The following is a 12,987-nucleotide window of genomic DNA, read 5'->3' on the forward strand; positions in this document are numbered from 1 at the left end:
TCGCACAAGGCCCTTGAACTATTTTTTAAACGATCTGATTACGTCTTTTAATTTGAGACGGTTTCCATAATTTAAGGAGCCGAATTTATAAATGTGAATGGATAACGCGGCAAATAGCACTACTGTTAACACCATGATCGCACTGGAAACTAACAGAGATGTCATCGGTACACTTGTCAGCATGTACCGAATCGGCATCGTAAATAGCGAGATAAACGGTATAAACGATGTGACTTTTACAACGGGGTTATCCGGCACGATCATTGCAAATGTTGCAGCTAGATAAGCCAAGACAAACAAGAACGTAATCGGCGTAACTGCAGAGTTTACATCTTCCACTTTTGAAACCAAACTTCCTAAAGCCGCATAGATAAACAAGTATAAGATATAGCCTAGTACTGAAAATAAGATATAAATCAGTAGTACATCTATCGTCATGGACCCTTGCACCATATCCAGAAGAACGTCAGGGTAATTTTCTTTATTGAGCATAAATCCAATGACACCAAATACAATCAACGATGCGACTTGTAAAATACCTGTCAGTCCTACTGCTCCTACTTTTCCGAGTATAAATGTTCGCGGGTTACTGGATGTGATAAGTAGTTCCATCGTACGTGAGTCTTTTTCTCTTGCTACCGATGTCGCAACGTTCGCTCCATACAAGAGGATGAGCAAATACATCGTAATCATGACACCAAAGGCAATAGCTGTTCCAGATCCGGCATCTTTCCCTAGATAGACGGTTTCTTGTTCGATGGGTTGATTCAAAATTTCGCGGACTTCTTGACTATCCATCCCTTTTTCGTCAAACAATCGATTCTCATTGAGTTGTTCCAACTGCGACTCGAAAATCAGTTGTTCAGTTGAATCCGTTTTGCTGTCGTAGGAGATATAGGTATAGCGGTCATAGTCCTCAACGACAAATCCAGAAGTCACTTCCTCCCTTTGAACTGCATCTTTTAGTTCCTCTTCCGTCGAGTAGGTTTCTTCACCTAACATGGGACTGATGGCTTCTTTGAGCTCATCATTTTCGTATACTAACGTAAATTCCTCGGCTGCTTTACTTGGATTTTCTTCTGTTTCTTCCCCTTCAAACCAAATCATAAAAGTGGGGATCGTGGTAATTAGCAGCACAATCACGCACATGATGGCTGTTGTCACGAGCAAGCTTTTCTTTTGAATCATTCCACGCAATTCGAAATTAAAAACGGTTTTAAGCTTTTTCATTTTGATCACCTGTTTTCTCAATGAATATTTCTTGAAGACTCGGTAAGTAATCCATAAACATCGTCAGCTCGATCCCTTGGCTGAATACCCCTTCAATAAATGACCGTTTCGTTTCATTTGGATGAAGCGTTAAAATAATGTCTTCTTTTTCGATTGTATAATCATATGCTGCTAAAAAATCTAAGTTTCGCTGATCAGCAACTCTTAAACGAAGCTTTCCTTCGCCCATTTGTTTTCTAATGTCATTCAAATCTCCATCTAATACAATCTTCCCGTCATTGATAATGGCAATATCGTCGCAAAACGACTCGATATACCCCATTTGGTGGGAAGAAAAGATAATGATTCGATCTTCTCTTATGTAATTCAATAAAGAATCTTGAAAGATTTTCGAATTGACAGGATCTAGCCCCGAAAACGGTTCATCCAAAATCAAAATATCCGGCTCACAAATAAAAGCTTGTGCAATTTGAACTTTTTGCTGATTTCCTTTTGATAGCGTCTCAAGCTTTTGGTCTAAATAAATAGCAATACCAAATTCTTCGGCCCATTTTTTCATGGAATGCTGAGCTTCTTTTTTGCTAGCACCTCGGAGTTCAGCAAAATAAACCAATTGATCTTTCACTTTAAACTTCGAATACATTCCGCGTTCTTCAGGCAAGTAGCCAATTCTATGGTCAGTCGGTTTAAATTCTTTGCCGTCCATCAGAATCGATCCACTATCTCCTTCAAACACGTCCATCAAAATTCGCATGGACGTTGTTTTTCCAGCGCCATTTCTCCCCAAATACCCAAAAATCTGTCCTGAGTTAATCGTTAAGTTGATCCCTTTTAATACATGTTTGTTATTAAATGATTTGTTTAACTCTTTTATGACTAAATCCATTTTGACCCCTCCTTAGAATAAATCTGTGCAGAATTTTTTAACGATTTGCTTTTCTAAGTCCTAGATTATATCTTAACATAGAATAATTTCCATTGAATTAGTGGATTTTACAATTGAAAACCGATCTAACAAAAAATAACAGGCTCTCCTATTTAATCTTTCCTAAGTGATTCTTCCATTCGATAACACTCTCCTTTAAAAGAACTAAATCGTAACGGTGGATTCGTCGATTGCCACTTTTTGAACCGCGAATTAGTGGGGCCATTCCTCTATTGTTTGAACCAACTGGATTCTTATATGCAAACAAAGCCAATTTGAATCCTACAATATTTGCGCCCTGCCTCTATCGCATTGGCGCTTGCAATGACCGCATTTCCAGGTTAACCACAGATTGCTTTAACCTTAATGATCAGCCCTTTGCTTGAGTTGCCCCAGTCTTTGCTGTTGTCACACAGGTATTGCTAGTTCTTTAAAAAGACAGCTTCTCTTAAGCCACTAAATCGCAAAAGCACAATCGACAGTTTCTAAGTCGATTGTGCTTTTCCGTTTGAGAACTGATAAGGTACTGCCGCATTCTTTTAGGATAATGTGTGGTGGGTTCAATAAAGTTCTATTTTTCAAATTAATCATTTTGGTTTTATTTTGCTATTTTTTCCAAAAGACTATTGAGGTTTTTCAAGAAGTAGTAGCACATGTTCCAAAAGGGCTTTAGCCCTTGCTGCAACAGGCTAGTTCAGAAATCTCCAAGCAGCAGTAGATCCCCGAATATTTAGTACGGGCGTTTTCATTATGACTAATCGATCTAACACACTTCCATATCCATTTTGATGGCTAGTTGAAAAAGAAAATATGGCTAACCTGTGGCAGAGAACCCTTCTCGCCCTCCGAATTACATTGAGTTTTCTAACGAATTTTTGCTATAGTTGCAAATAGATTCGTTGGTGTTATTGAAAGTATCGGTGTTTCGAGGAAATTTGCACGTTAAAACTACAGATAGAAAGAAGTTGCCTTATGAACTCTCATGCACACGTTAAAAAACCAAAAACGATGGCTGCTATCTTAATGATCGGGTCTTTTATTGGCTTATTTGGTGAAACTGCATTGAATATGGCGTTGACCAATATTATGGAAGACTTCTCCATTAGTGCGGGTACTGCCCAGTGGCTTACGACTGGCTATTTATTGGTGTTAGCCATTTTGGTGCCGTTGTCTGCCTACTTAGTTCGCTGGTTCACAACACGCCAGTTAATCGTTTCAGCATTGCTCATTTCTTCGCTGGGTGCGTTGCTTGCCGCATTGGCACCTAGTTTCTCTGTTTTGCTGATCGGCCGCTTAGTTCAAGCGATCGGAACAGGCATATTCCTACCTTTAATGTTCAGTGTCATTCTGCTGATCTTCCCGATCCAAAAGCGCGGATCGGTGATGGGCATTGTTGGTTTGGTCATCACGGCAGGCCCAGCTTTAGGGCCTACCTTAAGCGGATTGATCATCAATGCCAGCAGCTGGCATTATATTTTTTGGGTGATGATCGTGTTGAATATCCTGTTATTGATAGGTGCCTTAAAGACCGAAAACGTTTCCGATATTTCCAAGCCAAAAATTGATGTCGCATCGCTCGTCCTATCGACAGTTTCTTTTGGAGGCATTATCTTTTCATTGGCGACATTGGCAGAAACGTCATTTACAGAGCCAACTGTCTGGGCTCCGCTACTGGCAGGCATGATCGCCTTGCTGCTGTTCATCAGTCGTCAGCTGAAGATGCCCCAGCCGATGGTCAACCTTCGCGTTTTCAAATACCCTATGTTCGCGCTGGGCACATTGTTGATGTTCATCACTTTGTTCGTCATTCTTTCAGTGGCGATCCTGATTCCTATTTACTTGAAGAGTGTACTGGCTTACACGTCGATTGCCGCAGGCCTATTGATGCTGCCAGCTAACTTGATTAACATCATCATGGCTCCGATCGTCGGATCCAATTTTGACCGTGTGGGTGCCCGCATCTTCACACGTGCCGGCTTTGCACTCGTGACGGTTGCGGCTATCGTCTTCCTATTGATTTTGTCAGCGACAACTCCGGTATGGCAAGTCATTGCTGCTCTTTGTATTTTGTTCCTGGGTATCTCTATGACGATTATGCCCGCGCAAACCCACGCGATGAATCAGCTGCCACCAGAGTTATACGCGGATGGATCAGCCGCCATGAATACCCTCACTCAACTGGCAGGAGCTGCCGGTACGGCAATTGCGATCACTTTATTCACAGCCGGTCAACAAAATTACATTGCAGAGTTTGGCGCAGGTATTCCTCCAGAGTTTCTGGCGTTCGGTACCCATTATGCGTTTTACGCAGTATTGGTCGCTGCAGCTATTGGATTGGTTGGTTCCTTGTTTATCAAAAACACTCGGGCCGCTACCAAATAACGTAAAAATACACCCATCCTAATTAAAGGATCGGTGTATTTTTTTGCAGTTAGAGTCGAAGATTAATCAAATCTAATTGAATTGTTGCAACAAGTGCGGCAATGACCAAAATCGTAATTTCACTCATCGTCAGAATCCACTGTTTGGGGTTATCGGTGTATTTCCATTGGAAAAACGCTTTTACCGAGGAATCGATAAACATGAATGCAACCCAGATGATTAAATAAAGAGCGAATGGATACTCTTTGTAAAAAAACAAATACAGCACCACGAACATTGCAATCATCGTCGCAATTCTGATTCCCCAGTCCATTTTTTTATGCAGATGATTGACATGGTTATTCGAAAACCAGTTGGTTGTCTCTTTCTCAATGTTGAATATTTTTCTTAAAACCCATTTCACTAACCAAATCGCACCAAATAAAGCCACTAAAAACAAACCGAATTTCAACCAAAGCATCTGAATCCCCCTCTAACTAAAAAAGAACTGGTAAATGACGTAGCCCACACACAATACCAAAATTAATAAAGCCATGCCTTTCCAACCCATATCTCCTGCTATGTCTATTACATTGCCATTTCCTTCTCCTCGATCGATTCCATCGCGTAGATTTCCTGTCTGATTGTTCTTTTGCTCATTTTGTCTCCATTGCTGTCTTTTTTCTTATGTCGTTTTCTTTGCGTCTATAGGGCATGCTCCTATTCTTCATTTCCGAAACGCTCAATCATCTTGTCCCTATTATGACATATATTGGATAGACCCTCTACAGTATTCAACAAAAAGCAATTGAAGACCGGCTTGAAAGATTGACAGGAACGGGCTATGCTCTCATTAGTTGCTTTGGCAATTCTCTCCGTTGCTCTATCATTAGAGCTAATGGATTTTCTAAAATCAACTTGATAAGGGGATACCAACATGAATTCTTTTCAGCACATATACGATCGAAAAAATACCCGTTCTGTTAAATGGGATTCCATGAAAACGATATACAATCTAGAAGACAGCTCAGACATTTTGCCGATGTGGATTGCAGATATGGATTTCCCTGCACCGCCCCCTGTCCTAAAAGCGTTGCATGACCGCGTCGAGCATTCAATTTTCGGCTATTCTTTTATGTGTGAAGACTGCCGGACTGCCGTGATCAATTGGCAAGCAAAACGAAACGATTGGCAAATCGAAAGGGATTGGCTTCTTTTTCATCAAGGCATTATCCCGGCAATTGCATCTATCATTGAAACCTTCACCGAAAAGAACGATAAAATAGTGGTGACACCTCCCGTCTACCCTTCTTTTTTCCAACTGGCTGAACATCAAGACCGAGAAGTTCTATACTCACCACTAATTGTGCAAGATGGACAATACACGATTGACTTCGAAGACTTTGAAGAAAAATTGCAAAATGCTGCTCTCTTCATTCTTTGCAACCCGCACAATCCGGGTGGCCGCGTGTGGACACCAGAAGAGTTAACCGAAATTATTCGGTTGTGCAGCAAGCATGATGTCCTTATTATTTCAGATGAAATACACGGTGATTTAATGATGGGTGAAAGTCGTCATACGCCGCTGGCAAAAATCGCAGGTACTGAAAGCGACAGAGTGTTTACGTGTATGGCTCCGACAAAAACATTTAATCTAGCCGGTATCCAAGTGGCGATGATTGTGGCAACTGATAAAGAAAAACGCGCCAAGTTAGAAAAACACGCCCTCGCTCACGGCTCTGGCATGCTCAATGCTTTTGCGCCTGCTGCTTTAACCGCTGCATACAATGACAGCGAGCTGTGGCTTGAGGAAATGCTGACGATTATTTCTGACAATATCGATTTTGCCATTAGAGAATTGCAGAAAAAAGTCCCAGGCTTGCGCGTCATGGAGCCACAATCGACTTATTTGTTGTGGATCGATTACAGTGAACTGGGCTTAACAGAAGATGAAGTCATGGAACAACTATTGTTTACCGGAAAAGTCGCATTAGAGCCCGGAAGCAAGTATGGATCCGCAGGTCTGGGGTATTTGCGATTAAATGCAGCATGTCCGAGAGCTACGTTGTCCGAAGGCATTGACCGGATTGCTTTCGCGTTAACCAACAATGACGATACTTAATTTCATGTTCAAAAGACTGTCAATCCAATAAATAAAGCCTCAGGTATTCCATTGGAGGAATTGCTGAAGGCTTTGTTTTTTCTTCTTTTTTTTCGGGGTGCGTATGCAGAAATCTTAACTGCCTTTTTATCGCTGACTGGTTTTTCTTCTTTTTTTCAGCTTCTTCAGCAACCACCAGCAGAACGAGTATAATAGTATTTTAGATAACCACTTATGCGGCACATGATAAAAGGATGGCGGCACTATGCTTCTGGCAGACTGTTTGAGAAAGTTTATTCTTGCCCTTACGCTCCGTAATCAAATCAAACACTTCATTAATCCCAAAGGAACTGGCACATGGCATCTGGATTCCTTTTGGAGAATAGTCGTATTAATAATATACCAAGTTGAGCATATCAAACTGAAGAATTACCACTATTCCGATTACCAAAATAACCATCTCTCCCATCGTCAGGATAGATTGCTTCGGATTGTCCGAGTATTTCCATTCAAAAAAGCCTCTTACGGAATAGTCTATAACCGTCAGCAAAATCCACGCCCCCCAGAAAAAATTTAATGGGTATTCTATGAACATCAGCAAGTATATGATGGTGATAAGTGCAAGCATCGCCGTAATTCTTACAGTCCAGTCGACTTTCTGGTGCAGTTTGTTGATATGGTTATAGGAAACCCAGCCTTGTTTTTCTTTCTCGATTTTAAATATTTTTTTCAAGGAAAATTTCACTAACGACATCCATACAAACAAAATCACAAAAGACAATCCGATTTTTAGCCACACCATGCAAGTGCCTCATTGAGTGATTGATAATCAAACTTCCTCCTTCAACTAAAAAAGAATTGATAGATGACGTAGCCCAGAAATAATACTAGAATTAATAAGGCCATCCCTTTCCAGCCCATGTCGCCCGATACGTCCGTCAAATTGCCGCCACTGCCACGATCAAACCCATCACGCAGAGATCCTCCGGGATTTTTTTCAGCTCGCTTTGCCTCAAATCTTCTCTTTTTTCTTTTGGATTCTTCTTTGTATCCACCTGGCTATCCACTCCTCAATTTACTAATAATTCAATTAATTCATAATGCTATTATGACATATATTTTCGATTTTGCTCTTTATTGTTTTTTAAAAAGGGCATTTGAATAAGATACGAAATTTTGAATAGGACGGAGGGAAAATCTATGCATGTAAACCTGCTGTTGTCGATCGTAATGGTGATTGTCGGCGTTTGTAAACGCTAAACTAGACTAAACAGTTTTCCGCAAATAAAGGTAAACAGATTTCACCAAATAAGGCACAACAGTTTACCAATACCAATGCACTTTTAATATACTTGAGAGAGTCTATTGAAAGTGAGGAATGAGGAGTGGAAAAGTTTATGATTTACAATGAGATTCATCAACTGCGCGACACGGGCTTTTCAAATAGCGCAATCGCCAAGAAGCTGAAGATATCCAGAAACCGGGTGATTGATTACGGAAATATGACGCCCGATGATTTTTGTGAATTCGTTCTGTCGCTTCAAAACAGAAGCAAGAAATTGGATCCGTATCATGAGGAGATTGTCGGCTGGCTGAAGGAACATCCGGATCTGACAGGGGCACAGATTTTTGATTGGTTGGAAGAGCGGTTGGGCGTAAGTGCTATCGCTGAAAATACCGTGAGGAATTACGTGAATGAGCTGCGGGAGATTTATCACATTCCCAAGCAAGCAGAAGAACGAACATTCAGTGCCGTTCCGGAGCTTCCCATGGGACAACAGATTCAAGTGGATTTTGGGCAGAAAAAGGTACTGACAACCGATGGTACTTTCAAACGTCTGTATTTTATCGGTTTTGTGCTGGCGCATTCGAGGTTTAAGTATGTGGAGTTCTTGGACCGGCCCTTCCGGGCAAGCGATCTGATACATATGCATGAGAATGCCTTTCGCCATTTTGGGGGCATGTCCCGAGAAATCGTTTACGACCAAGACCGGCTATTAATGGTCAGTGAGAATTCCGGAGATTTGATTATGACGGCCGAATTTACCAAGTACCAGCAGACGCGAAAATTCAAAGTCTACCTTTGCCGGAAATCGGATCCGCAGTCCAAAGGGAAAATCGAACAAGTCATCAAATATGTAAAATACAATTTCGTTAAAAACCGCACGTTTGCCAATTTAATCGATTGGCAGGATGCCTGCATGAAGTGGCTTAAACGGACCGGCAATTACAAAGTCCATCACAATATTAAAAAAAGACCCTTTGAGGTGCACGCCCTGGAAAAGGAACACCTGCAAAAGGTCTCTGGTACTTACATTTTTGAAAAAGTTTTCACTTCGAGTATAACAAGAGATGTTGGCCCTGACAATGTCATTCGCTTTGACGCCAACCGTTACAGTGTACCGCGCGGTACCTACCGAAAAGGGGCACCGAACATTGTCTATGTTCAAAGCGATGGCGCCTACTTGTACATCCGCCTTCAGCAACACGGAGAGGTTTTAGCGAAGCACCCACTGGCGACCGGCAAAGGAGAACTCATTTCCGAAGAATCCCACCGAGAACGGAATACGATCAAGCGAGATTTATTGATCGAACAGATTCAAGAACAGTTGACGGATACCAAAATGGCCGACTGGTTAATTGAGCAATTGACCGAAAGATACCCGCGTCATTTAATCGATCAGTTGAAGGTTGTGCAATCCGTTATCGCAAACTACCCAGACTTTGTCGATGAAGCACTGCATGAGTTGAAACGTCTCAAATTGTCGAGTGCGAATGATTTACGGGACATCGCCAGCTCGTTAGAGATTCAGCAACAAAAGAACCTGTCAAAAGTGGGCACGATCAATGAGAAATACAAAGACCTCGTGGCTCCCGAACGGACAGCGGACATTTACCTCTCCGTCCTTCAAGGAGGTGAGCAGCGATGAGTCATCCCTACGAGGGGCTACAAGAAAAGTGCCGAACCTTGCGATTGGCAGAGACGGCCAAAGAATTGCCGAATTTCCTTCGTGAAGCCGAATCAAAAGGATGGACTTATCATGAGTTTATCCATGAAGTGCTTAGCTATGAAATGCGTTGCCGTGCATACAGCCACTTAATAGAACCACCTGTGCCATATTTTAGAACCACTTCGGACAAAAAATAGAACCACTTAAGACATGAGAGAACCACTCCTATATAATTAGTTTGCGGAATATTCCGTAAATTGATTGTGTAGGAGGTTTTTTATGATCAAATATCGAGAGATTCTACGGCTGGATGCTCAGGAGGTATCCAAACGTGGAATCGCAGCCAGTTGTAAGTGTTCAAGGAATACGATCACTGAAGTGCTGGAACAGGCAGAAAAGAAAGGGATTTCCTGGCCCTTGCCAGAGGATCTCGGAGACAGAGAACTTCAAAAGCTTCTTTTTCCCGAGAAGCATGTGAAAGATGAAAGATACTTGCCTGATATGGACTACGTCCATAAAGAAATGGCGAAAACGGGTGTGACGCTCTCGCTCCTGTGGCATGAGTATGTGATTATCTGCCGAAACGGAAATCAGATTCCTTACAGCTACCGTCAATTCTGCCGGGAATACACCAAGTTCGTCACGTCAACCAAAGCGACTATGCGCATCAAACGAAAGCCAGCCGAAACCCTTGAAGTTGATTGGGCAGGTTCTACTATGAGCGTCCGAGATCAAACAGCCGGTGAAGTTCACGAGGTCTCTCTTTTTGCGGCTACTTTGTCCTGTAGTGGCTACTCGTATGTCGAAGGGTTCTATTCAATGAATTCGCTTCATTGGATTACCGGACATATCCATGCATTTGAATTCTTTGGAGGCATTACACAGACGATTGTACCTGACAATTTGAAGACCGGAGTTGAAAAACCATCTTATATCGATCCGGTGATCAATCGGACATATCAAGAGTTGGCGGAACATTATCAGACCGTCATTATACCGGCACGCGTCAGAAAACCTAAGGACAAGCCCAGTGTCGAAGGAACCGTTGGTACCATCACCACTTGGATTATCGCTTCCCTGAGGAATCAAGTGTTCTTTTCACTGCAAGAACTGAATGAAGCCGTCCGGCTTAAGCTCGAGGAATTTAATAAAAAAGAGTTTCAAAAGAAAAAAGGAAGCCGGCTCACTGCCTTCTTGGAAGAGGAGAAGTTTGCGCTTCTCCCACTGCCTGCTTCCCGGTACGAAATGGCTCAATGGAAAAAAGCTACTTTACAACCAGATTATCATATCGAAGAAGACAAGATGTATTATTCCGTGCCTTATGAATACATTAAACACGTTGTGGAAATTCGGGTGACCCGAACAATGGTGGAGGTGTTCTTCAACAACTTCCGAATTGCCTCTCACAAGCGATTATTCGGTAAAGACGGCCAATCGTCTACGCTTTTCGAACATCTGCCAGCCAAGCATCAGCAGTTTCTAACGTTTACACCCGCGCATTTCATTGAATGGGGAGAGTCCGTCGGACCCTCTACGGAAAAAGCTGTCCGCACGATTCTAGCCAATGGAACCAATGAAAAGCAGGCACTCAAGCTGTGCTTAGGGCTCTCTAAACTCGTTGCACAATATAGTGAACACGAACTTGAGGTGGCTTGTGAGAAGTCATTGGCCTTCTCTCCAAGAGTGAGCCTCAATACGATCAAAACGATACTCAAAACCGAGCGTGACATCAAAACGGCGACTCAGTCGCAAAAGAAAACTGTCAGCCTTTCAAAAGAGCATGGATTTGTCAGAGGGGCAGACTACTACGGGAGGAAAGATAAATGACCATTGAATCTACGATCACCAAACTAAACGAAATGCGCCTGAACGCTATAGCTGACACCTATTACAACCAAATGAACGATCCTCAATACCGGGAGCTATCTTTCGAAGATCGCTTCAATTTATTGATCGACAGCGAGTATATCCGCCGGAAGAACAACAAATTGGATCGGCTGATCCGTACAGCGAATTTTCGTATGCCAGGCGCTTGCATTGAAGACATCCACTATTACGAAGACCGCAAGCTGGATCGCACCACTATCTTGCGTTTAGCCAGCTGCAATTACATCGGTGAAAAACAGAACGTCATCCTAAAAGGAGCATCCGGAAACGGGAAATCCTATTTAGCATGCGCGTTTGGCGTCAGTGCTTGCCGAAACGGCTATACGGCCAAATATATGCGCCTGCCGGAATTACTGGATGAACTGGCCCTGGCTCGATTAAATGGGACGTATCAAAAGATCATGAAAGCTTACCGAAAGGTAAATTTATTAATTTTAGACGAGTGGCTACTTGTTTCATTGACCGAGCATGAAGCTCGAGATGTATTGGAAATCGTCGAATCGAGATACCAGAATGCCTCCACCATTTTCTGTTCGCAGTTTGAACCTGGCGGTTGGTATGAACAGATTGGTGAAGCGACGCTAGCCGATGCCATTCTTGATCGGGTCATCCATAGTTCGCATTCCATTTTCATTGATGGCAAGATTTCTATGCGTGAAAGACTCGGGATTCAGTCATAAGAATAAGAAGCCGCCCTTGGGCGGTCTTCTTATTCTTATGACTGGTTCTCAGATGTCCGAAGTGGTTCTGGTTTTTGTCCGAGCTGGTTCTATTTTATGGCACGAGTGGTTCTCGAGCTTGTCCTTCTTCAGCCGGGAAAGAAAAACCAGCGAGAAGCTAATGAAATGGGCGGAGTTCCCTGAATTACTGACATTTGAGCATTTCCGCTTGGAGGAACAGACAGCCATCGGAGAAAAGCAGCTGAATGTGCTAAAGGAATTGTCTTGGATTGATGACTGCTTCACGCTAATCATGATGGGGCCGACAGGCGCCGGTAAGACCCATTTATCGACTGCCTTAGGTATCCACGCCATCGAACGTGGGTATCAGGTGTCGTTTATATCGATGGAGCGCTTGATCTATGTCCTAAAATCCAAAGAATACACCAGCAAATCCAAAACCAGATATAAACGCATTACCGCATCTGACTTGATCATCATCGATGATGTGATGTACATGGCCTATGAGCCTCAAGAGGCTCACCTGTTTTTCCAATTCATTTATGAAATGTACGACAAAGCGGCATTCATTTTGACTTCGAATAAAGGCCCAGGTGAATGGGGCAAATTCTTAGGGGATCCGACCTTAACGACGGCCATTTTAGATCGCCTTCTTCACAGAAGCGAGATTCTCACATTCGACGAGACGCAAGACAGTATCCGGATGAGATATCGAAAAACGTTATTCAGCAATCAAGGTGTTGAATCTTAATTGGTGAAAACTGTTGGAACTTATTTTTGGAAAACTGTTGATTTCTACTTGACGGTTACAGCGTTTCCTTTTTAATTTTGTCGTTTCTGTTTCCTGGTGAA

Annotated in this window: 10 protein-coding genes and 3 pseudogenes; 7 read left to right on the forward strand and 6 right to left on the reverse strand. The window is 42.5% G+C overall.

Features of this window, described 5'->3' with window-relative positions; all coding sequences use genetic code 11:
* Positions 1-18: 18 nt before the first annotated feature.
* Together BBH88_RS16855 and BBH88_RS16860 are read right to left on the reverse strand one after the other, a co-directional pair.
* The gene (locus tag BBH88_RS16855; RefSeq protein WP_006831269.1) at positions 19-1,230 is read right to left on the reverse strand and encodes an ABC transporter permease; all 1,212 of its coding nucleotides are present in this window, start codon (positions 1,228-1,230) and stop codon (positions 19-21) included.
* Positions 1,217-2,116: an ABC transporter ATP-binding protein gene (locus BBH88_RS16860; RefSeq protein ID WP_006831270.1), complete on the reverse strand. Its 900-nt coding sequence runs from the start codon at positions 2,114-2,116 to the stop codon at positions 1,217-1,219. Before BBH88_RS16860 ends, BBH88_RS16855 begins: the two co-directional genes overlap by 14 nt.
* Before the next feature lie 1,011 nt (positions 2,117-3,127).
* Here BBH88_RS16860 and BBH88_RS16865 point away from each other — a divergent pair.
* Positions 3,128-4,537 (forward strand): DHA2 family efflux MFS transporter permease subunit, encoded by a 1,410-nt coding sequence (locus BBH88_RS16865; RefSeq protein ID WP_006831271.1) that lies wholly within the window; start codon positions 3,128-3,130, stop codon positions 4,535-4,537.
* A gap of 49 nt (positions 4,538-4,586) precedes the next feature.
* Here BBH88_RS16865 and BBH88_RS16870 read toward each other — a convergent pair whose 3' ends face one another.
* On the reverse strand, positions 4,587-4,997 hold the full coding sequence (locus BBH88_RS16870; protein WP_065536437.1) for a DUF4181 domain-containing protein: 411 nt from the start codon (positions 4,995-4,997) through the stop codon (positions 4,587-4,589).
* 12 nt (positions 4,998-5,009) lie between these two features.
* Positions 5,010-5,189, reverse strand: a pseudogene (locus BBH88_RS19715) (DUF6366 family protein); the annotation flags it as partial.
* A 264-nt stretch (positions 5,190-5,453) separates the two neighbouring features.
* On the opposite strand from BBH88_RS19715, the gene BBH88_RS16875 reads away from it, so the two are divergent.
* A complete protein-coding gene (locus tag BBH88_RS16875; RefSeq protein WP_065536436.1) occupies positions 5,454-6,638 on the forward strand; it encodes a MalY/PatB family protein in 1,185 nt (394 codons plus the stop codon).
* 370 nt (positions 6,639-7,008) lie between these two features.
* Here BBH88_RS16875 and BBH88_RS16880 read toward each other — a convergent pair whose 3' ends face one another.
* Entirely contained in the window at positions 7,009-7,419 is a 411-nt protein-coding gene (locus BBH88_RS16880) for a DUF4181 domain-containing protein (RefSeq protein ID WP_006831275.1), read from the reverse strand.
* 41 nt (positions 7,420-7,460) lie between these two features.
* A pseudogene (locus BBH88_RS18990) lies at positions 7,461-7,604 on the reverse strand (DUF6366 family protein); the annotation flags it as partial.
* A gap of 410 nt (positions 7,605-8,014) precedes the next feature.
* On the opposite strand from BBH88_RS18990, the gene istA (BBH88_RS16885) reads away from it, so the two are divergent.
* The 5 genes and pseudogenes from istA (BBH88_RS16885) (at position 8,015) to BBH88_RS16905 (ending at position 12,886) form a co-directional block, all read left to right on the forward strand.
* Positions 8,015-9,547, forward strand: a complete 1,533-nt coding sequence (gene istA, locus BBH88_RS16885) for an IS21 family transposase (RefSeq protein WP_006830733.1) — start codon at positions 8,015-8,017, stop codon at positions 9,545-9,547.
* Positions 9,544-9,702 (forward strand): annotated as a pseudogene (locus BBH88_RS16890) (ATP-binding protein); the annotation flags it as partial. The gene istA (BBH88_RS16885) and the pseudogene BBH88_RS16890, both read left to right, overlap by 4 nt.
* A 145-nt stretch (positions 9,703-9,847) precedes the next feature.
* Positions 9,848-11,395, forward strand: coding sequence for an IS21 family transposase (gene istA / locus BBH88_RS16895; RefSeq protein WP_065536434.1), 1,548 nt, complete (start codon positions 9,848-9,850; stop codon positions 11,393-11,395).
* Positions 11,392-12,135, forward strand: a complete 744-nt coding sequence (gene istB, locus BBH88_RS16900) for an IS21-like element helper ATPase IstB (RefSeq protein WP_065536433.1) — start codon at positions 11,392-11,394, stop codon at positions 12,133-12,135. Before istA (BBH88_RS16895) ends, istB begins: the two co-directional genes overlap by 4 nt.
* A gap of 37 nt (positions 12,136-12,172) precedes the next feature.
* Positions 12,173-12,886, forward strand: a complete 714-nt coding sequence (locus BBH88_RS16905; protein ID WP_065537345.1) for an ATP-binding protein — start codon at positions 12,173-12,175, stop codon at positions 12,884-12,886.
* Positions 12,887-12,987 lie beyond the last annotated feature (101 nt).

The organism is Planococcus antarcticus DSM 14505 (assembly GCF_001687565.2).
Taxonomy (GTDB): domain Bacteria; phylum Bacillota; class Bacilli; order Bacillales_A; family Planococcaceae; genus Planococcus; species Planococcus antarcticus.